The organism is Alcaligenes sp. (assembly GCF_050255915.1).
Taxonomy (GTDB): domain Bacteria; phylum Pseudomonadota; class Gammaproteobacteria; order Burkholderiales; family Burkholderiaceae_B; genus Alcaligenes; species Alcaligenes aquatilis.
In genome coordinates, this window is the sequence record NZ_JBFWIQ010000007.1 from 113,226 (window position 1) to 133,524 (window position 20,299).

14 protein-coding genes are annotated in these 20,299 nt (G+C 57.2%); 11 read left to right on the plus strand and 3 right to left on the minus strand.

Translation table 11 applies throughout. The features are described 5' to 3' along the window. Nucleotides 1-273 precede the first annotated feature (273 nt). Nucleotides 274-1,179: a DMT family transporter gene (locus tag AB7E06_RS10690; protein ID WP_108727333.1), complete on the plus strand. Its 906-nt coding sequence runs from the start codon at nucleotides 274-276 to the stop codon at nucleotides 1,177-1,179. A 113-nt stretch (nucleotides 1,180-1,292) separates the two neighbouring features. Here AB7E06_RS10690 and AB7E06_RS10695 read toward each other — a convergent pair whose 3' ends face one another. Next, on the minus strand, nucleotides 1,293-2,225 hold the full coding sequence (locus AB7E06_RS10695) for a bile acid:sodium symporter family protein (protein ID WP_427956886.1): 933 nt from the start codon (nucleotides 2,223-2,225) through the stop codon (nucleotides 1,293-1,295). A gap of 347 nt (nucleotides 2,226-2,572) precedes the next feature. Here AB7E06_RS10695 and AB7E06_RS10700 point away from each other — a divergent pair, with 347 nt between their 5' ends. Further along, nucleotides 2,573-3,487 (plus strand): DMT family transporter, encoded by a 915-nt coding sequence (locus tag AB7E06_RS10700; RefSeq protein WP_094196436.1) that lies wholly within the window; start codon nucleotides 2,573-2,575, stop codon nucleotides 3,485-3,487. A 58-nt stretch (nucleotides 3,488-3,545) separates the two neighbouring features. Here the strand turns inward: AB7E06_RS10700 and recJ are convergent, their stop codons facing one another. Both recJ and AB7E06_RS10710 read right to left on the minus strand, forming a co-directional pair. Next, entirely contained in the window at nucleotides 3,546-5,255 is a 1,710-nt protein-coding gene (gene recJ, locus AB7E06_RS10705) for a single-stranded-DNA-specific exonuclease RecJ (protein WP_094196437.1), read from the minus strand. Beyond that, nucleotides 5,237-6,184, minus strand: coding sequence for a hypothetical protein (locus AB7E06_RS10710; protein ID WP_427956890.1), 948 nt, complete (start codon nucleotides 6,182-6,184; stop codon nucleotides 5,237-5,239). The genes recJ and AB7E06_RS10710 overlap by 19 nt, the downstream gene beginning before the upstream one ends. Before the next feature lie 42 nt (nucleotides 6,185-6,226). Here AB7E06_RS10710 and AB7E06_RS10715 point away from each other — a divergent pair, with 42 nt between their 5' ends. The 9 genes from AB7E06_RS10715 to guaB all read left to right on the plus strand — a co-directional run bounded on the left by AB7E06_RS10715 (nucleotide 6,227) and on the right by guaB (nucleotide 20,276). After that, complete coding sequence (locus tag AB7E06_RS10715; RefSeq protein WP_427956893.1) at nucleotides 6,227-7,501, plus strand: lipoprotein-releasing ABC transporter permease subunit; 1,275 nt, start codon at nucleotides 6,227-6,229, stop codon at nucleotides 7,499-7,501. Continuing rightward, complete coding sequence (locus AB7E06_RS10720; protein WP_427956896.1) at nucleotides 7,494-8,207, plus strand: ABC transporter ATP-binding protein; 714 nt, start codon at nucleotides 7,494-7,496, stop codon at nucleotides 8,205-8,207. The genes AB7E06_RS10715 and AB7E06_RS10720 overlap by 8 nt, the downstream gene beginning before the upstream one ends. Before the next feature lie 78 nt (nucleotides 8,208-8,285). Beyond that, a complete protein-coding gene (locus AB7E06_RS10725; protein WP_427956899.1) occupies nucleotides 8,286-9,119 on the plus strand; it encodes a TatD family hydrolase in 834 nt (277 codons plus the stop codon). Nucleotides 9,120-9,525: 406 nt separating this feature from the next. Then, nucleotides 9,526-11,994, plus strand: a complete 2,469-nt coding sequence (locus AB7E06_RS10730) for a DNA internalization-related competence protein ComEC/Rec2 (RefSeq protein WP_427956902.1) — start codon at nucleotides 9,526-9,528, stop codon at nucleotides 11,992-11,994. Nucleotides 11,995-12,115: 121 nt separating this feature from the next. After that, nucleotides 12,116-13,012 carry an alpha/beta fold hydrolase gene (locus AB7E06_RS10735; RefSeq protein WP_094196443.1) on the plus strand — a complete coding sequence of 299 codons (897 nt, stop codon included), beginning with the start codon at nucleotides 12,116-12,118 and terminating at the stop codon, nucleotides 13,010-13,012. A 6-nt stretch (nucleotides 13,013-13,018) separates the two neighbouring features. Then, the gene (locus AB7E06_RS10740) at nucleotides 13,019-13,867 is read left to right on the plus strand and encodes a PHP domain-containing protein (RefSeq protein ID WP_094196444.1); all 849 of its coding nucleotides are present in this window, start codon (nucleotides 13,019-13,021) and stop codon (nucleotides 13,865-13,867) included. 17 nt (nucleotides 13,868-13,884) lie between these two features. After that, entirely contained in the window at nucleotides 13,885-14,478 is a 594-nt protein-coding gene (gene greB, locus AB7E06_RS10745; RefSeq protein ID WP_094196445.1) for a transcription elongation factor GreB, read from the plus strand. A gap of 232 nt (nucleotides 14,479-14,710) precedes the next feature. Then, nucleotides 14,711-18,772 (plus strand): phosphoribosylformylglycinamidine synthase, encoded by a 4,062-nt coding sequence (purL, locus tag AB7E06_RS10750; RefSeq protein ID WP_125278091.1) that lies wholly within the window; start codon nucleotides 14,711-14,713, stop codon nucleotides 18,770-18,772. Nucleotides 18,773-18,815: 43 nt separating this feature from the next. Next, nucleotides 18,816-20,276, plus strand: a complete 1,461-nt coding sequence (gene guaB / locus AB7E06_RS10755) for an IMP dehydrogenase (RefSeq protein ID WP_094196447.1) — start codon at nucleotides 18,816-18,818, stop codon at nucleotides 20,274-20,276. Nucleotides 20,277-20,299: the final 23 nt, after the last annotated feature.

Consider the following 20,299-nt stretch of genomic DNA (forward strand, 5'->3'; position numbering starts at 1 on the left):
TACCCTGGGTAGCTGCATCTGATGTTGTCAAAGCCAGACGAGCGTGGATGGGATGGGCCAATAAAACTCAATCAGCGCCATGACGTGACAATTGTATGATTATAAATAATATTTATGGATTGGTCAAAGATTGACCAGCCTGCATGGTCACAAGCAGGCGGGTAAAGGCGTAGAGGGCAGGGCATGCTTGCCTATATACTAGCCCCATCGTAGCGGCGCCGTGTTGACCTGAGCAGGGATCACACGCGCCGTTGCCGTTTTTTAGGACATGTTGTGAGCACTCAGAAACTGACCCCTGGCACGACGGCTTTACTGGTTTTACCTACGATTTTGTGGGCCAGTAACGCCATCGTCGGACGCTTGATTCATGATCAGGTGCCGCCTATTACCCTGAATTTTTTTCGTTGGTTGGTGGCGTTCACCATCTTGCTTTTTGTGGGACGGCAAGTGCTGCGACGCGGCAGCAATTTGTGGGCCAACTGGAAACGCTACTCCATTTTGGGTTTGCTGGGCATAGGGATCTATAACGCTTTGCAATATCTGGCACTGCAAAGTTCCTCCCCCATTAACGTGACGCTGGTCAATGCCAGCTTGCCGTTCTGGATGCTGGTGATCGGCCGCCTGTTTTTCAAATCTACAGTCAATGGGCGGCAACTGGTCGGTGGTTTGATGTCTTTGCTGGGTGTGGTGCTGGTATTGACTCGTGCGGATTGGCAAGAGCTGATGGCCTTCCGTTTTGTGCCGGGCGATGTCTATATGGTGATCGCCACCATTGCCTGGGCGATCTATAGCTGGATGCTCAGTACGCGTCGCCATGAGGGTGTCATCGCACAGACATGGGCCACCGTCGTGATGGCGCAGGTGTTTTTTGGCTTGATCTGGTCCGGTGCATTTGCCGCCATGGAGTGGACATTCACGGACTGGCATATCGATTGGTCTTGGGGCTTACTGCTGGCTATTTTGTATGTGGGCACCGGTCCCGCCTTGATTGCCTTGCGCTGCTGGGGGGTGGCTGTCCAACGAGTCGGTGCCGCAACCGCCGGTTTTTTCGTGAACCTGATGCCGGTATTTGCGGCCTTGATGTCCGTTTTTATTCTGGGCGATACCCCCAAGCTCTACCACGGCGCGGCGTTCCTTCTGATTGTGGGCGGAATTTATGTATCGTCACGTAAAAGCTAAGGCCTGAGAGCACCTGGTATTGGGGGGGCTCCAGCGAAAAAAGGACGCCCGGTAGAGCGTCCTTTTTTACTTTGTAGGCTCGGGTTCAAGTTCTTGAACGTGCCAGCAGAGGGTTACTTGCCATTACCCATGCGGCGGAAAATCGTCGCGACCAAAGGACCGGAAATATTGTGCCAGACACTGAAAATGGCGCTGGGCACGGCGGCCAGAGGCGAGAAGTGGGCACTGGCTAGAGCTACGCCTAGACCGGAATTTTGCATGCCTACTTCAATTGCCAGGGTTTTGCGTTGTGGCAACGGCATGCCGTTCAGGCGGGCCAATACATAGCCCAGTATGTAGCCTAGGGTGTTATGCACGACAACGACCGAAAATACCAGCAGGCCGCTGGTCGCAATCTTGGCCTGGTTGCCGGCTACAACCGCAGCTACGATAGCCACAATTGCCACGACAGAGACCAGGGGCAGGGCAGCCACGCCCGCTTTGATTTTTTCGCCCAGCAGGGACTGCACAATAACACCCAGGGCAATGGGCAGAATCACGACCTGAACAATGGACCAGAACATGGCCGAGGCGCTGACCTCCAGCCATTGGCTGGCCAGCATGTAAATCAGGGCGGGGGTGACGATAGGCGCCAGCAAAGTGGAGACCGAGGTAATGGCAACCGACAGGGCCAGGTCACCACGTGCCAGGAAGGTCATTACGTTGGATGAGGTCCCGCCAGGGCAGCAGCCAACCAGAATGACGCCAATCGCTAATTCGGGCGGCAAGGAAAACGCATAGGCCAGGGACCAGGCCAAGACGGGCATGATGAGGAATTGACCCAGAACACCCACAGCCACTCGGCCCGGGCGTACGAACACCTCAGCGAAGTCCTGGCGCGATAAAGTCAGCCCCATACCGAACATGATGATGCCCAGAAGTGGAACAATATAAGCGCCTAACCAGCGGTAGTGGTCGGGAAAGTAAAAGGCCAAAATGGCAAACAGTAGAACCCAGATGGCAAAGGTATTGCCAACAAAACGGCTCAGGCGGGCGATAGCCTGCATGATGAAATATCCTTCAAGGAGCACGGCAGGCCGGTAGGCCGGCTTGGTGCGGATTAGTCTGTTATGGGGAGCAGCATGGGGCGGGCCAGGTGTAGACCGTCCATCGCAGACCTGCTTAAGGACTGGCGATACGACTTTCCGGTAGGGTGGGATAAAGCGCTGGCAGCACGGGGCTGTACGGGCAGATCTGGGTAAGGTCAGTTGTACAGGGGGTGGTGGGCGAAACGGGCAACATGGCAGGCCATGTTTTTTTATCCTGGAAGGCCGGGCTCGAGCGTATTGTAGACCCTGGTCACCAGGGTATTTTGATTAGCTTGCTTGCAAATGTGTGTATTGGGAGAAGGTGGGTGAATAGAGCGGGATCACGTCTGGCGGCTTACGCCTGTTTGGCCTTGTCCATGTCTTTGGTAGGTAGTTATATCGCCTTGACTCGGCCCTTGGTGACGGCACTGCCGGTGTTCTTGTTGGCTTGGTTGCGCTTTGGGATTGGTGGGTTAGCGATGCTGCGCTGGCTACGTAAACCCGCGAATGAACCGACGTTGGATTTGCGCACCCGTGGCTTGATCTTTCTGGAGTCTTTCCTGGGCAATTTTCTGTTCACCCTGTGCATGGTGACGGGTATCAGCATGACCAGCGCGGTGTCGGCAGGCGTGATCTTGTCAGCTATCCCCGGCATGGTGGCCTTGTTTAGTTGGTATTTTCTGAAAGAAAGCATAGGCCCGCGTACGTGGGCATCGCTGGCCCTGGGTATGGGCGGTATTGCCTTGCTCGCTTTGGTGCAGGCTGATGACCACGGTGTGGATCAACTGGATCCGGGGAAAATGTGGTTGGGTAATGCACTGATTTTTTGTGCCGTCTTGTGCGAATCAGCCTATGCCGTCATTGGCAAGCGTTTGACCGCCGTGCTTAGCCCCAAGCGTATCAGCGCCATTATCAATCTGTGCAGTCTGGCCCTGATTACGCCGCTAGGCTTATACGCCGCCTGGGATTTTGATTTCACAGCACCGGCAGGCTGGATCTGGCCTTTGCTGGTGTTTTATTCCCTGGCCGCCAGTGTCTGGACGGTTTGGCTGTGGATGACGGGTGTGCGTTCCGTGCCTGCTTCGCAAGCCGCCGTATTTATGGTTTTGATGCCTTTAGGCACGGCGGCAGTGGGTGTGCTGGTGCTGGGCGAGAGCTTTACCACCGTGCATGTATACGCTTTCATCCTGGCTTTGGCGGGCTTGGTGTTGGCGACTTTGCCGGCCCGGGTGAAATCGTAAAAAAACCGCTGCATAAGCAGCGGTTCAGGAAGAGAAATATTGGTGGAAGCGATAAGGCCTAGTCTTGTCCCTGAGCAAATTCAATAATGAATTGCACGCTGACGTTTCCATTCCATTCGTTCTGATCCAGACGATAAGCCGCCTCGATATGCTCGGGCAGCAAGGTATCGCGATTGAACCAAATGGCATCGAAGTATTCGCCGTTACGCTCCAGGCTCAGTTTCAAATGCTTGTTTTTCAGCAGGCGCTGCTGGCGCACAAAGAACCGGTCACGGAATACTGGCGCTGGAAAACCTGCACCCCAGACTTGTTTTTGCAATATGCCCGCCACCGTAATATTGATGTGTTCAGGTTCCAGCGAACCGTCGGTTTCGATGATAGGGTCAAATTGAAAGCGGCCTGTCAGTTCCTGCACTGCTTCCTCAAAAGCCTGCACGAATACATCGTAATTGTCCTCTTCAATGGTCAGGCCGGCTGCCATGGCGTGACCACCAAACTTCAGAATCAGACCGGGATAGCGTTTGGAGACCAAGTCCAGCGCATCGCGCAGGTGCACGTCGGGAATAGAACGGCCCGAACCTTTGATCTCGCCTTCGTCACCTTGGGCAAAGGCCAGGGTAGGGCGCCAATACTTTTCTTTCAGACGTGAGGCGACCAGTCCGACGATGCCTTGGTGCCATTCCGGGTGAAACACGCACACCGTGGCACTGGTGTCCGGTTCAGCCAGCTCGGCCGCGCGTAGCGCCTCTTCGCGCATGGACTGCTCAATCGAGCGGCGATCCTGGTTCATTTCTTCCAGTTCGCGGGCCAGATTGGCGGCTTCATCCTCGTCGTCCGTGATCAGGCAGCGTATGCCCAAGGCCATATCGGCCAGTCGACCAGCGGCGTTGATGCGTGGGCCCAAGGCAAAACCCAGATCAAAGGCACTGGCCTGACGCGGATCGCGGCCTGCAACCTGGAACAGGGCGCGCAGTCCGGCTTGCATCTGGCCCTTGCGCATGCGCTCCAGCCCTTGAGTGACGATCAGGCGGTTGTTGGCATCCAGGCTGACCACGTCGGCCACAGTACCCAGGGCGACCAGATCAGCCAGCTCGTTCAGGCGTGGGCCGGCGTTGGCTTCATACACTCCGCGCTGGCGCAGCTCGGCACGCAAAGCCAGCATCAGGTAAAAAATAACGCCCACACCGGCCAGGTTCTTGGAGGGGAATTCACAGCCGGGCTGATTGGGGTTCACAATCGCCAGAGCATCGGGCAATTCATCACCAGGCAAGTGATGGTCTGTGACCAGAACTTTCATACCCGCCATATGGGCGGCTTGCACGCCATCAATACTGGCAATGCCGTTATCCACCGTAATCAGCAGATCCGGCTTGCCCGAGGGGTGTTGCTCAGCCAGTTCCACCACGGCGGGTGATAAGCCATAGCCGGTTTCAAAGCGGTTTGGCACCAGAAAGTCCACGACAGCGCCCATGCTGCGTAGCGCACGTAGGCCCACGGCACAGGCGGTAGCGCCGTCACAGTCGTAGTCGGCAATGATCAGCATGCGATCCCGACGGGCAATGGCATCGGCCAGCAAGACGGCGGCTTCACGCGCCTGGGTCAGCATATTGGGCGGAATCATGTTGCGCCAGGCCGGATCGATCTGGGCGGCATCGGTCACACCTCGAGAGGCCAGCAAGCGGGCCATTAAATCGTGAATCCCGGCCTGCTTCAGGGCTTGGCTGGCGGCTTCTTGGGCGGGACGGTTTTTCAGGATAGGGGTGACCACCACTGACTCCAGTTAGAGGTTTGTTTGAACAGGGACAGAGGCCAGAGACGGCGCGAGGCAGGACCGACGTGAGCGTAGCGGTCCAGTCCGGTCAGCACCAGCTCAGGCATGGGCCCTGCCGTGAGGGGGGCGAGCACGGTACGATCCAGCTCGGCCAGTTGTTGCAGCCAAAGCCCCCAGTCTTGTCGTATCAGGCTGGCTTGCAAATCATCAATAATGCGCAGCCCGGCAGGCTCGGGGCCTAGCTGTTGAGGGGTGGCCCCGCCAAACAGCCACAAGCTGTTCACATTGGGCAGGCCCGCTTGTTCGCGTTCCTGATTGTCCGGGAGCGCAAAGGTCAGCATCTGGAACTCATTGATCAGGCGGCGCCAGGGGCGGGTTTGCACATCCTGTGTCCACCAATTATTCAAATTGCTTTGGCTGACCAATTCTGTAGAGGCCGCATGCACCGTAAAATCAGCCGGTGGAGTGACGCGCCATAACTCGGGGCTAACGTACTCGAACTGAAAGCCGGTGTCCTCAAGATAGGGGCCAATAGCCGCCAGCAGGGCCCGACTATAGGACTCGGACAAGGTCAGCTGTGGCGCCGGTATCAGCATGGCGCCCTCGCGAGAAGGGGCGATGTGAACCAGCTCTGCCAGCCAGACCGCTTGGTCCGGTGCCACTGAGTGGATTTGTTTCAACTGGCGTAGCCGCAAAGGGGCCAGACCTGCGCTAAGATGCTGGGCTTGGTGCGCCGTAAAGTGATGGGCGTGCAAAAGCCAGGATTGTGCTGGCGTGCACAGGTCCTCGGACGGATCACGTACCGACAGCGTCCCCTTGCCCTGAGTCAGTAACTGAACCAGTGAAGGGGCCGTCTGGGGCAAGTGTTTGATGAGTTCGCGCGCGATGGCCGGTTCCGGCAGCGCACCGTTGATTACGATCTGCATGATAGCGATTGTAGTGTTTTCTTTGAGGCGATAGCAGCTCGCATGGGATACGAATTTTGGATTGGGGCGCGGTATGCCGGCCTGGCTAAGGGTCGCAAACGGCGTGGGGGACGAAAAGACCGTTTCGTCTCCTTTATTGCGGGCAGCTCAATGGCGGGGATTGCCTTAGGTGTTGCCGCGCTGATTGTGGTGCTGTCTGTCATGAACGGTTTTCAGACTCAGGTGCGCGATCGCATGCTGTCGGTCTTGCCGCATATTGAATTGATTGTGCGCAATGCAGACCATCAACAAGTGTTGAATGAATGGAAAACGCTGGCCCAAAACGCCCAGACCAATCCGGCGGTGGTGGGCTCGGCCCCTTATGTGGCCGGGCAGGGCATGCTGGTGCGAAGCAATCAATTGATGGGTGTGCAGGTCCGTGGCATTGAGCCTGACCAGGAAAGCAAGGTGTCCGAGCTGGCCCAGCAAATGGTGGCGGGCAGACTTGAAAGTCTGCAGCCAGGCACGTTCGGCATTGTGTTGGGAGAGCAGTTGGCCAATCAGTTGCGTGTCAACACGGGCGATACGGTCATGCTGATGGCTCCGCAAGGATCGATCTCACCGGCCGGTTTTTCGCCCCGCATGCGCCAGTTCACGGTAAGCGGCGTGTTTTCTTCCGGCTATTACGAATACGATGCCAGCCTGGCTTTTGTAAACGTGGAAGACGCTTCCAAGATTTTCCGCGACAGCGGCAATAGCGGCGTGCGTCTGCGTATCAAAGACATGCAGCAGGCGCCGATGGTGGCTCAGGAGTTGGCCAGCAAAATGCCGCGTAACGTGCTGGTGTCCGACTGGACAGCCAATAATCGCACCTGGTTTGCCGCCGTTCAAACTGAAAAACGCATGATGTTTCTGATCCTGGCGCTGATTGTGGCCGTGGCCGCGTTCAACCTGCTGTCCTCGCTGGTAATGGCGGTAAAAGACAAACAGTCGGATATTGCGATTTTGCGCACGATTGGTGCTACCCCCAGTGAGATTGCCCGTATTTTCCTGGTGCAAGGGGCCTTGATTGGCGTGGTGGGCACCTTGCTGGGCGTCGGTTTGGGCACCTTGATTGCCTACAATATTGACGTCATCGTGCCCTTTATTGAAAACCTGATGGGCCGTAAATTCCTGCCTCAGCAGATCTACTTCATCAGCGAGCTGCCGTCCAATCCGCAGGTCTACGACATTGTGCTGATTGCCATCGTTTCTTTGGTTCTGTCCTTTCTGGCCACGCTGTACCCAAGCTGGCGTGCGTCCAAGCTTCAACCTGCACAGGTACTGCGCCATGACTGATCTTATCGTTCCAACCGTCTTGCGCGCCCGTGATGTCAGCGTCCAGTACGAGGAAGGCGGCAACACCATCCACGTGCTTTCCGGGGTAAATCTGGAAGTGTGCCGTGGCGAGATGGTGGCCATTATTGGTGCTTCCGGCTCGGGTAAAAGTACCTTGCTGCATGCGTTGGGTCTGCTGGACAAACCCAATACAGGCAGCATCGAGGTCAACGGCACCCAGACGGAAAGCTTGAATGAAAGCGAGCGCAGTCACTTGCGCAACAAAGTGTTGGGCTTTGTGTACCAGTTCCACCACCTGTTGCCTGAGTTTGATGCGCTCGATAATGTGGCCATGCCTTTGATCGTGCGCCGCATGAAGCGTGCAGACGCACGCGAACAGGCCCAGCAATTTTTGGAGCAAGTGGGTTTGTCGCAGCGTGTGCATCACTATCCGGGCCAATTGTCTGGGGGCGAACGCCAGCGGGTTGCCTTGGCGCGTGCTTTGGTGACACGACCTGCCTGCGTGCTGGCCGATGAGCCTACCGGTAATCTGGATCGTTACACCGCTGAGGGCATGTTTGAGCTGTTAAGCCGGGTTAATGAAGAGTTCGGCACGGCGTTTGTCATCGTGACCCATGACCAGGCCTTGGCTTCTTTGGCCCATCGTCAATTGGTCATGGACAAGGGTTACCTGACTCAGGAAATCAAGGCCGATCGTCGGTCTTGATCGCTAGCAAGGCCGTGGCCCGTCGCGCCGCGTCCCGTTCCTTGTCGGCTCGGCCTGATTTTGGGGGAGGGTCTCGCTATGCTTATCGATACGCATTGCCATCTGGATGCTCCCGAGTTTGCTCAAGACCGAGAGCAGGTCATTGAGCGTGCCCGTGCGGCGGGCGTCTGTTCGATTGTGGTGCCTTCCGTAGGGGTATTCGATTTTCAGGCCGCCCGCGAGACAGCCATGGCGGCGCCCGGTGGTGTGTATGCCTTGGGTATTCATCCCCTGTTTACACCTAAAGCGGGGGCAGCGGATCTGGAAGCCCTGGAGCAGGAAATCCAGCGGCGTCTGGATGATCCGCGTTTTGTTGCTCTGGGTGAAATCGGTCTGGATTACTTTGTGCCAGAGCTGAAAACCGATCAGGCCAGCCGTCATCAGGAATGGTTGTATGAAGCCCAATTGGCCATGGCGCAACGCTATGGCCTGCCTGTACTTCTGCATGTACGCCGTTCCCAGGATCGGGTATTGAAATATCTGCGGCAGTTTCCGGGAGTAGGCGGAATCGCTCATGCGTTTAACGGGAGCGAGCAGCAGGCGCAGATGTTTGTACGTCAGGGCTGTGCCTTGGGTTTTGGCGGGGCCATGACCTTTGGCCGGGCCAAGCAGATTCGCCGTCTGGCGCAGGACATGAGCCTGGCTGATATGGTGCTGGAGACCGATGCGCCGGATCTGGCGCCGTCCTGGCTGGTGGAGCCGGGAACGCCGCTGGCTTCGGTTCGTAATGAGCCGGCTGAAGTGAAGGGTATCGCGGCAAGTCTGGCGCTACTGAGAGGGATGGACGTGGCCGACGTTATTGCCCAGACCGGGGCGACAGCACGACGAGTCTTGCCACGACTGGATGCGTTTTTAGCTAGCCAAGGGCTTTAAGCTGAATTCAGTTTTTTTAGCTTGTCGGGACTGTTTTTCTGCAGTCTGAGGTGTTTGAGGCTGACTTTGTGCTTGCTTGTCCAATCGCTTCATCTCAAGCCATCTAGCTTTCTCGTTTCTTACCTTTTCCTCAGCCTCATCATTCCCCCCGGCTCTATCGCTGCCTCTATTTAGGGCAGGCCGCTGCCATTAACTCTGCCCACTAAGGTTGCGGTGAAACTTCCTGCTCCTCTTCTTGCTACTTTTGCCTGTGTCTTTGCACATAGTCCATCTTTTAGCTAAGAGGGTCTTCTTGTCTATGGGTATAAGCCGATGTGAGCAAAGAGTCCTTTTCCCAGCGGTCTGAAGCAGCCTTGAACTCTACGCTATAGATTTGCATGGAGTTCGCGATGACAGGGCAGTGCCCATGATAGGGCGTGCGTGTTTAGCCGCTTTTGTGCTTGCAGCAACATCCACCCATTTCCTGAAGCCTTCTTATCTTGCTTTTCCTGTTTGGCTGTGGATGGGTGGCGCTGTTTTGAGCCTTTTGCTGGCCCAGCGTTTTTCTTTTTTCTACGTGTTGGTCTTCGCCTGTGTGGGGGCAGGCTATAGCGTTTGGCATATACAAGATCGACTTGCTCAATTTGTCCCGGCAGCGGATATCAATAAAGTCAGCCGGGTAGAGCTGGAAATTCAGTCCTTGATACAGGCCGGATCGAACTACCGACAGTTTCAGGCCAAGGTCTTGCGCTCTCAGCCCCCCGGTCTGCCCGAGCAGATTCTGGTTCGCTGGACTGCGGCTCAAGGTCATCGGTCCTTATACCGCGAACCGTCTGTGCAGCACTTTCCGGAGTTGATGCCCGGTCAACGCTGGCGTATGTCTTTATTAGTACGCCCGCCTCAAGGGGCGCGCAATCCCCATGGATTTGATGCGGAACGTCATGCCATGATTCAGGGCTGGCGGGCGGTGGGCAGTGTGCGAGGTCAGCCCGAACGCTTGGCCTTTGATCCGGCGCAGTCCTGGTCCACCTGGACGCAGCGCCTGCGTCACCATTTGCGCGGCACGTTGGGGCCCTATGTGCAAGAACGGCGCTGGGGCGGGGTGATGCTGGCCTTGTCTTTGGGTGATCAGGCCAGTATTGCCCCGTCGGATTGGCTGATCTTCAATCGCACTGGGCTGACGCATTTGGTGTCCATCAGCGGCACGCACGTAACGTTCCTGGCCGTGTTGCTGGCTGCGGTCGTGTCCTGGTGCTGGCGACGGCTTCGTTGGGGGCGCTGGGTATTGGCCCAACAGATACCCGCTCCGGTTGCCGCCACTTACATAGGTATTGCTGCAGCGGGCGCGTATTGCGTGATAGCGGGCTGGGGCGTCCCCGCGCAGCGTACGTTTTTGATGTTGCTGGTGCTGGGCGTCTGCCGTATTCGGGGATTGCATTTGGGAGCCAGCCGTACCTTGCTGATTGCCGCCCTGTGTGTGGTTTTGCACGATCCGTGGTCGGGGTTGACCACGGGTTTTTATCTTTCTTTCGCCGCTGTTTCCGTGCTGTTTGCTTTTGGCTATTTGATGGGGCAAGTGCCGCAGCCGGGATCGTGGTGGCAGCGCTGGGGGCGGCGAATCTGGGTTGCGACGCAACTGCAAGTGCTGATCACTTTAGCTTTATTGCCAGCACTGGCGCCCTTGTTTCATGAGATTTCGTTAGCCTCCTTGCCTGCGAACGCCTACGCCATCACCTTGATTGGTTCGATTGTGACGCCTTTGGTGCTGCTCTTGCTGCTTCTGGCGGCACTGCAGGCCCCGCCGACCTGGTGCGAATCTGTCGCCTATTTTGCTCATGCGGTGTTGGACTTCACCATGCAGCCTACGGTCTGGTTGGCCGAGCACAGTCTTGCCAGCGTGCCCGTGCCTGCCCAGCATTGGGCGTGGACGGTTCTGGCTTTGCTGGGGGTCTTGTTGATGCTCTTGCCTAAAGGTTTCGTGTCCCGTTTGAGCGGCTTGTCTTTGTTGTTGCCCGCACTGACCTTACGCCCCTCCTTGTTGCAGGAAGGGGATTGGGACCTGTTCGCCTTGGATGTCGGCCAAGGCAGTGCCGTGGTGCTGCGTACTCGAAGTCAGGTGTTGTTATTTGATGTTGGAAACCGCTATGGCCCCGATTCTGATGAGGGCAAGCGCAGCATTGCGCCTTGGTTGAAGGCCAAGGGAATAGGGCGGGTAGACACGCTGGTACTGTCTCATGCGGATATGGACCATGTGGGTGGAGCGCGCAGCGTATTAGCGGCGGTGCCGGTTGGTCGCTCCTATAGCAGCTTTGACCTGGACGCTCATTTGAGTCGGGAGGAGCGTTTACTGAGTGTGCCTGCTGGCTCCTCTATGCGCCCGCAGCAGGCCTTGCGTTGCGAGCAGGATGTGAGCTGGGAGGTAGACGGTGTACGTTTCCGGTTCTGGTGGCCGCCTGCTGACGAGGCCAGTTTCAAGGCTGCCTATGGGCGCGAGGAAGACAAAAACGCCATTAGCTGTGTGCTGGAGGTCCAGGGCCACAGACACAGTGCCTTGCTGTTGGGCGATGCGGGCGTGGCACAGGAACAGGCCATTGTGGCGGCGGGTTTGGGACCTATTGATGTCGTGGTGGTCGGGCATCATGGGTCCCGCACGTCCTCGGGGGCGCATTTCGTCAAACAGATGCAGGCCGGGTTGGCGATTGCTCAATTGGGTTGGTGGAACCGCTTTAACCATCCGTATCCGTTGGTACAAGCGCGTTGGGAACGGTCCGGCGCTTTATTCTTGCGTACTGATCAATGGGGTGCCCTGACGGTGGAGTCGCGCCCCTCGGCGCTCTATTATTTTGGAGAGCGTGATCGCTATGCTCGCTACTGGCAATCTCCTGTGCCACCCTGACAGCAGGATAGAAACGGCACAGTAAAGCCTTCGGGCTGGGCTACAATGGTTCTTTATCCGTCAAATTCTGGTCTGAGCGTTCATGACAACTGATCTTCAGGAGCCGCGCCTTAATTGGCTTATGTGTGCCAGTGCCTCGGGTACGCACCGTATGGCGTACTGGGAGTGGGGCGATCCAAGTAACGACCACGTCTTGATGTGCGTGCATGGTTTGACGCGCACGGGCCGGGATTTTGATCAATTGGCCCAGCGTCTGTCCAAACGCTACCGCGTAGTAGCCCCCGATATTGTCGGGCGTGGTCGCTCGGATTGGCTGATTGATCCGACCGCTTACGCTATCCCCCAATACGTCGCCGACATGTTGGTGCTGATTGCCCGTTTGCAACCGGCGCGACTGGATTGGGTGGGCACGTCCATGGGCGGTTTGATTGCCCTGGGCTTACACGGAGCGCAAACGATGTCGGCCTTGTTGCGTCCGGCTCGCCCCGGCCCCGGTCTGGGTACCGAGCCACTGACATTGCCCTTGGGTCGAGTCGTTCTGAACGATGTAGGCCCGGTGCTGGATATGACAGGCTTGCAACGCATCAGTGAGTACGTCGGTCAGTCCGTGCTGTTTGATACGTTCGAGCAGGCGGTGGAGTATGTACGCTCTGTTTCGGCTTCCTTTGGCGAGCATTCGGCCCAAGAGTGGGCGGAAATGTCCCGCCATGTGTTTGTGGAGCATGAAGGCAAATGGCGCCGCCATTACGACTTGCGCCTGTCGCTTGCCTTTGCTCACCAGGCGGACGTGGATTTGGACGCGGCACAGGCTTTATTGTGGGGCGCTTATGAGAGTTTGCCTGACAAGGTTCTGATCGTACGCGGCCAACAGTCCGATCTTTTGAAACCGGAAGTGGTACAGGACATGTTGCAGCGCAATCCCAATTCGCAACTGGTGACCATTCCCAATGTGGGGCATGCGCCCATGCTGCGCAATGCCGAGCAAATCGACCCCATCGACTATTTTCTTGCTGGATAGCCCCTTATGAGTGTTCAGGCCCGCTTGCCCGTTGATTTGCATTGCCATTCCATTTATTCAGATGGTGTGCTCAGCCCGGCGGAGCTAGCCGCGCGTGCGCATGCTAACGGTGTGAAACTGTGGGCCCTGACGGATCATGACGAAATCGGTGGCTTGAAACTGGCCCGGCACTATGCCGAGGAGCTGGGCATGTGTTTTGTGGATGGGGTGGAAATCTCCGTCACTTGGGCAAATAAGACCATTCATATTGTGGGTTTGGGGGTGGACCCCGATCATTCTGCCTTACAGCAGGCGCTGCATGATGTGCGTGCTGGCCGTGGACAGCGCGCGCGTCAAATGGGTGAGCGCCTGGCAAATCTGGGCTTCCCCGATGCCTATGAAGGGGCCGTCCCATTTGCGGCCAACCCTGAATTGATCAGCCGTACGCACTTTGCCCGTTTCCTGGTGCAGAAAGGATATTGCGCTGATATGAATGAAGCCTTTCGCCGCTATCTGGCAGATGGCAAGCCCGCCGCAGTAGAAACGGTCTGGGCCAGGCTGGAAGAGGCGGTGGGCTGGATACGCGAGTCTGGCGGCAAGGCCATTATTGCTCACCCCGCACGGTATGAATTGGACGATACCCGCAGTCATGCCTTATATGCCCAGTTTCTAGAACTGGGCGGCGTGGGTATTGAGGTGCTGACGGGCAGCCACACACCGCAGGAATACAGCGTGTATACCCAGGTAGCACGTCGCTATGGTTTTGAAGTGTCCTGTGGGTCGGATTTTCATGGCCCCAACGAAGGGCGTGTGGATTTAGGCGGTCTACCACCTTTGCCCTCGGGGTTGAAACCCGTTTGGCAGGAGTGGCTCTAGCAGGAGCCTTGAAAGCGATGAATAAAGCCTTTGTGAAAGAGTCCGATCAGGACGATGACGACGATCTGGACTCCCCGGCCAGTGCGTTGCCCAGTGGCACCAAGAATTACATGACAGTCTTGGGCTACCGCCGCTTGCGTGGCGAACTGACGCATTTAATGAACAAAGAACGTCCCGAAGTGGTGCAGATTGTCTCGTGGGCTGCCTCCAACGGTGACCGTTCCGAAAACGGCGATTACCTGTACGGCAAAAAGCGCCTGCGGGAAATTGACCGCCGTATCCGTTTCTTGACCAAGCGTCTGGAAATTGCCGAGGTGGTCGATCCCGGCTTGCAGCCCAATCCTGATCAGGTGTTTTTTGGCGCGACGGTTGTTTATAGCGATAGTCAGGGCGAAGAGTTCACCATCACCATTGTGGGGGTGGACGAGGCCGAGCCGCTGCAAGGCCGCATCAGTTGGATTTCTCCGGTGGCCCGCGCTCTGATCAAAGCGCGTGAAGGCGACACCGTGGTGCTGCGCACCCCGGCTGGCAAGGAAGAGCTGGATATTCTGGAAGTGTCCTATCCCGAGCCTGCGCCAGCCCCTGATCTGGATGGAGACAGCCCGATTTGAACGCCGTACCGGGTCCGTATTGGAGATTACGGGGCGCCAATCGCTCCGGCCCCTCAAGACGTCTTGTCGAGCTTGTCGGGTGCGCTGTGTCTTCAGCCCGGGTCGTGTCACCTTTGTTTGAACTGAATCTTCCCTTTTTCTGCACGCCATTTGCCGATGTGACCTCTTGTGTCGCTTCCGGTTAAAATGGCGTGTTTTCTATTTCTCCCACCTTTTTTGCCCCTCCCGTATCGTGAGCCAAATCCTGTACTTCCCCGGTTCGTCCGTGCTCTCCGCATTTCGTCGTGAGCGTTTGCTAGAGCGTGTCGAGCAGCGCCAACTGCCTGTTGCCGACATTCTTGCCTTGCACGAATACTATGTCTGGACTGAAGAGTCCGGTCTGGATGCCAGTGCGCGCCAGCACCTGAGCGATCTGCTGGACGATGGTCTGCCTGCGCTGGACCCTGAGCCGCCTAAAGGCGCCCTGGTTCTGCGAGTCGTTCCTCGTTTGGGGACCGTCTCGCCCTGGGCCAGTAAAGCGACTGACATCGCCCATAACTGTGGCTTGCAAGCGGTACGCCGTATCGAGCGTGGCGTGCGCTACATCATTACTCCCAAGCGTGGCTTGTTAGGCGCTAAAGAGCTGGATCAGGCGCAACTGGAGCAACTGGCTGCCTTGCTGCACGATCGCATGACCGAGACGGTAGTGGGCCTGGATTTTGACGGTCAGGACCTGTTCACGCAGTTGGAAGGCAAACCTATTCAGACCGTAGATGTGCTGGGCGGTGGCGTGGCAACCTTGAAGCAGGCCAACGAGGAAATGGGCCTGGCGCTGTCCGAGGACGAAATTGAATACCTGATGGATGCCTTCACACGTCTGGGTCGTAACCCGCACGATGTGGAGCTGATGATGTTCGCACAAGCCAATAGCGAACACTGCCGTCACAAGATTTTTAACGCGCAGTGGGTAATTGACGGTCAAAACCAGGGCAAGACCTTGTTTGGCATGATCCGCGAAACTCACGCCGCTCAGCCTGAAAACACCGTGGTGGCCTATGCGGATAACGCTGCCATCATGACGGGTGGCCCTGCCACCTTGTTCCACGCTGGTATCAACGATCAGGCCAACGAGCCCGTGTATCAGCGCCATGACGCGCTGGTGCATACCTTGATGAAGGTGGAAACCCACAATCACCCCACCGCAATTGCTCCATTCCCTGGTGCGTCTACCGGTGCCGGTGGCGAAATTCGGGACGAAGGCGCAACCGGTCGTGGTTCCAAGCCCAAAGCGGGTTTGACTGGCTTTACCGTGTCCAATCTGTGTTTCCCTGAGCAAATGGAACCTTGGGAAAAAGACTCCCATGGCATTCCTGACCGTATCGCCAGCCCGCTGGACATCATGATTGAAGGCCCGATTGGTGGTGCTGCCTTCAATAACGAATTTGGTCGTCCCAACCTCTTGGGCTACTTCCGTACCTTTGAACAAACGGCAGGCGATCAGCGCTGGGGTTACCACAAGCCCATCATGATTGCCGGTGGTCTGGGCTCGATTGACGATCGCCTGACTCACAAAGACCCGCTACCCGTGGGCGCCTTGCTGATTCAGCTTGGTGGCCCCGGTATGCGTATTGGTATGGGTGGCGGTGCTGCTTCCAGTATGGGTGTGGGGGCGAACCGTGCCGAACTGGATTTTGACTCCGTGCAGCGTGGCAACCCGGAAATGGAACGCCGTGCTCAGGAAGTGATCGACCGCTGCTGGCAGCAAGGCCAGAACAACCCCATTATTGCCATCCACGACGTGGGGGCGGGTGGTCTGTCCAACGCATTCCCTGAACTGGTGAACGATGCCGAGCGTGGCGCCATTTTTGAATTGACTCGCGTTCCGTTGGAAGAGTCGGGTCTGTCGCCTGCTGAAATCTGGTCCAACGAATCCCAGGAGCGTTACGTCCTGGCCATTCTGCCCAAGGACTTGTCGCGCTTCGAGCGTATCGCTCAGCGTGAGCGGTGTCCCTTTGCTGTGGTGGGCGTGGCAACCGAAGAGCGTCAATTGCGCGTAACTTTCGGCGAGGGCCTGCCGGGTGTGGACGACGTGCACACTCCCAAAAGCATCGAGGAGCGTCCTGTTGACGTGCCTATGGATGTGATTCTGGGTAAAGCCCCGCGCATGGAGCGTGACGTCAAGCGTCTGGACGGCGTGGCCGAACAGTTGGACTTGACCGTTATTCCCTTGACTGAAGCCATGCACCGGGTGCTGCGCCACCCCACCGTGGCCAACAAGACTTTCCTGATCAGCATTGGCGACCGCAGTGTGGGTGGCCTGTGCAGCCGCGATCAGATGGTTGGCCCTTGGCAAGTGCCTGTGGCCGATTGTGCTGTGACGCTGGCCGATTTTGAAGGCGTGCGTGGCGAAGCCATGTCCATGGGCGAGCGTAGCCCTAGCGCTATGATCGACGCTGCTGCCTCGGGCCGTATGGCTGTGGCTGAAGCCCTGACTAACTTGGTCGCCAGCGATGTGCGTGACCTGAAAGACGTCAAATTGTCCGCCAACTGGATGGCCGCTTGCGGTGTAGATGGCCAGGACGCTGCCTTGTTCGACACCGTTCAGGCTGTCAGCCAGTGGTGCCAGAGCCTGGGTCTGTCCATTCCGGTGGGCAAGGACTCCTTGTCCATGCGTACCAGTTGGGAACAAGACGGTGAATCCCGTCAGGTGATCTCGCCCGTTTCCCTGGTTGTGACCGCTTTTGCCCAAGTGGCCGATGTGCGTCGCACACTGACCCCTCAACTGCAGACCAATGTGGGCGACACCGCGCTGGTCTTGATCGACTTGGGGCAGGGCAAGCAGCGCATGGGCGCCTCCGTATTGGCTCATGCCTTCAATCAGGTTGGCCAGTCCGTACCGGATATGCAGGATGCCCAAGCCATGCTGGCGTTTGTAAAGGTGATTCGCCAATTGGCCGATCAGGATCTGATTCTGGCCTACCACGACCGTTCCGACGGGGGTTTGGCCGCGACTGTGGCCGAAATGGCCTTTGCCGGTCACACAGGCGTGTCCGTGAACCTGGATATGCTGACCATCGATCCGCATGCTGCCGATTGGGGTGATTACAAGATTCGCGCCGAACAGGTTTCCGTACAGCGTGATGAAATCACCTTGCGTGCTTTGTTCAATGAAGAAGCGGGTGCGGTTATTCAGGTGCCGTTGGCCCAGCGTGATCAGGTCATGCAAACCCTGCGTGAAGCGGGCTTGTCGGCCCACTCCCACGTGATTGGTGGCTTGAACAAGACCGATCAGGTCGAGTTCTACCGTGATGGCGCTTGCATTTACCAGGCCCCTCGTGTGGAACTGGCGCAACAGTGGAGTGAAGTTAGCCGCCGCATCATGGAGCGCCGCGATAACCCCGCTTGCGCACAGGCTGAATTTGATCGCTGGGAAGACGTGCAAGACCCCGGTATTACGCCGCGCGTCCTGTTCAACCCGCAGGAAGATATTGCTGCTCCTTTCATCGCTACCGGCAAGCGCCCCCGCGTGGCAATCTTGCGCGAACAGGGGTGCAATAGCCAAGTCGAAATGGCCTGGGCATTTGACACCGCCGGTTTCGAGGCTGTGGACGTACACATGACCGACTTGCTGTCGGGTCGCGCATCGCTGGAAGGCATGCAGGGCATGGTGGCTGTGGGTGGTTTCAGCTACGGCGACGTTCTGGGCGCGGGTGAAGGCTGGGCCAAGACCATTCGTTTCAACAATCAATTGTCCGACCAGTTTGCAGCCTTCTTCGGTCGCAGCGACACCTTCGGTCTGGGTATTTGTAATGGTTGCCAGATGATGGCTGCCTTGGCTCCCATGATTCCAGGTGCGGAGTTCTGGCCACGCTTTACCCGTAACCAGTCGGAAAAGTATGAGGCTCGGTTCTCCAGTGTGGAAATCGCTGCTTCGCCATCCTTGTTCTTCAAGGGCATGGAAGGTACGCGCCTGCCCGTGGCTGTTGCTCACGGTGAAGGCTTTGCCAACTTCCAGCGTCAAGGCGATGTCTCCAAGGTCGCCGCTGCGGTTCACTTTGTGGATCACCGTGGTCAACACACCGAGCAATACCCACTGAACCCCAACGGCAGCCCTTACGGTTTGACGGGTGTCACCACGGCAGATGGCCGCTTTACCATCATGATGCCTCACCCGGAACGCGTGACGCGTAACGTCATGATGTCCTGGACGCCAGAGCAGTGGGGCGCCGCCGATCAGGGGGCTGATCAGATGGCAAATGGTGGATTTACTCCCTGGATGCGGATGTTTCGCAACGCTCGGGTCTGGATTGCGTAATTGCTTACGCGTATAATCGATTTTTGGACGGAGTTATAAAAGCATGCGTCTCATCAAGAAAGCACTGACCTTCGACGATGTGTTGTTGGTTCCCGCTTACTCCGAGGTTCTGCCTCGTGATACATCCTTGCTCACCCGCTTTACGCGGGACATCACCCTGAATATTCCGCTGGTTTCGGCTGCCATGGATACGGTAACCGAAGCGCGCTTGGCTATTGCCATGGCACAGGAAGGCGGTATCGGGATCATCCATAAGAACCTGACGGCTGATGCCCAGGCACGTGAAGTTGCACGTGTGAAGCGTCACGAGTTCGGTATCGTGATTGACCCGGTTACTGTCACGCCCACCATGAAGGTGCGCGATGCCATCAATCTGCAACGTCAGCACGGAATTTCCGGTCTGCCTGTGGTGGAAGCCGGCAAGTTGGTAGGTATTGTTACCAACCGCGATCTGCGCTTTGAAGACCGCCTGGATCTGCCTTTGCGTGATGTCATGACGCCTCAAGAGCGTTTGATCACCATGCACGAAGGCGCCACGCTGGACGAGGCGCAGGCCCTGATGCACCGCCACCGCCTGGAGCGCGTGCTGATCGTTAACGATCAGTTCCAGCTGCGTGGTCTGGCAACGGTTAAGGATATTGTCAAAAACACCGAGCACCCTCTGGCCAGCAAAGACAGCCACGGTCAGTTGCGCGTTGGCGCTGCGGTCGGTGTGGGTGACGGTACCGAAGAACGTGTCGAGAAACTGGCCGCAGCCGGTGTGGACGTGGTGGTGGTGGACACTGCCCACGGTCACTCCCGTGGTGTTATCGAACGCGTTCGCTGGGTCAAGAAGAATTTCCCTCGCATTCAGGTTATTGGCGGCAACATTGCTACCGCTGATGCCGCTCGCGCTCTGGTCGAGGCCGGTGCAGATTGCGTCAAGGTCGGTATCGGTCCTGGCTCTATTTGTACGACTCGTATCGTGGCCGGTGTGGGGGTCCCTCAAATTACAGCAATTGCTGACGTTGCCAAGGCACTGGAAGGTACTGGCGTACCTTTGATTGCTGACGGCGGTATCCGCTTCTCCGGTGATGTGTCCAAGGCTTTGGCCGCGGGTGCATCCGCTTGCATGATGGGCGGTATGTTTGCCGGTACCGAAGAGTCTCCCGGCGAAGTGGTGCTGTTCCAGGGCCGTTCGTACAAGTCCTACCGCGGTATGGGTAGCTTGGGTGCCATGGTCGATGGTTCGGCTGACCGCTACTTCCAGGATCCTTCGAACAACGCTGACAAGCTGGTTCCAGAAGGTATTGAAGGCCGTGTACCTTACAAGGGCAGTGTTATTGCCATTATTTACCAACTGATTGGCGGCATCCGTGCTTCCATGGGCTACTGCGGTTGCAAATCCATTGAGGAATTGCACACCAAGGCTGAGTTCGTGGAAATTACGGCTGCGGGCGTACGTGAGTCTCACGTGCATGATGTGCAGATCACCAAGGAAGCGCCGAACTACCGCGCGGACTGATCTTAGCCAGTCTCTTGCATGCC